At 60.0% G+C, this 1,051-nt stretch carries 1 protein-coding gene; it reads left to right on the top strand.

From position 1 onward, the window contains the following. The first annotated feature begins 243 nt into the window (after positions 1-243). Complete coding sequence (locus GSQ83_RS15845) at positions 244-753, top strand: DUF1993 family protein (protein ID WP_158803852.1); 510 nt, start codon at positions 244-246, stop codon at positions 751-753. The last annotated feature ends 298 nt before the right edge of the window (positions 754-1,051 follow it).

The following is a 1,051-nucleotide window of genomic DNA, read 5'->3' as shown; positions in this document are numbered from 1 at the left end:
TTTCGGCCATCCGGCCTCGGTTCTCTCGGGTCCACATCCCGAGCTTGAATCATCCCTCCCCGAGCCGCCACAAGCATTTTCAAACGGTCTCTGAGACGCTTCGCCGCGATGGTCATCGCCGTAAACGAGGCCCCTCGTGGCACAAACAAACTGCTGGCCGGCGGTCCAAGATGATTGGCAGCTCTTGCCTTTGCAAGAGCAAGGTTTGAGCCTACACCCTCGGCCCGTAACGGAGTAGCTCTCTTGGCATTCTCAATCTACGAAGCATCCATCCCCATGATGATCCGCATGTTGCAAAACCTGTCCAATGTCCTAGACAAGGCGGCGGCCCATGCAGTGGCGAACGGCATCGACCCCACCACAATGATCGAAGCGCGGCTGGCACCCGACATGTTCAACCTCGCCCGCCAAGTGCAGAGCGCGGCGGACGCCGCAAAAACTTGCGCTGCCCGCCTTAGCGGCGAAGCGCCTCCCAGCCACCCCGACACTGAAACCACGTTCGAAGATCTGAAAGGTCGAATTGCCAAAGTGATTGCGTACTTGGATAGGTTCACGCCCGAGCAAATCAATGCTGGCGGAGACCGCAGCATCACCATGCCGACGCGCGGCGAACCACATGTCTTCAAGAGCGGCGGTGACTATCTGACGCAATTCGCCATCCCAAACTTCTTTTTCCATGTTACCATGGCCTATGGTCTGGTGCGGCAGCAGGGCGTCGAGATCGGTAAGATGACGTACCTCATCGGCGCCTAAGCCGTCGCGGAAAACCGACTCGTCATCGGCCGTTTTCCAGTGAGCATCTCAGGCCGGCCGTGAACCCCTTCGCGAGGAAATCGTTTTTTGTGTGGCAGCGGACCAAGCTCGGCGGGGCGATCGTCAAGCCGGAACACGTCCCTCAGCGCTGGATAAAACGCCCGCAAGCTGCAGCGTTTCGAACGGAACCTGCTGCGCCAAGGTTAGAGTGCCTTCGCGCGCGAGCTCCAGGCCTGCCAGAAAGGTGCTGGCGACCGCTGCCCGTGCGCGAAGCGGGCGGTCCGTAGCCTCCTCGGCA

The organism is Acidisoma sp. L85 (assembly GCF_009765865.1).
In the GTDB taxonomy this organism is placed as follows: Bacteria; Pseudomonadota; Alphaproteobacteria; order Acetobacterales; family Acetobacteraceae; genus Acidisoma.
Note: the sequence above shows the minus strand (reverse complement) of the source record. Positions and strands in the feature narration are given on the sequence as shown.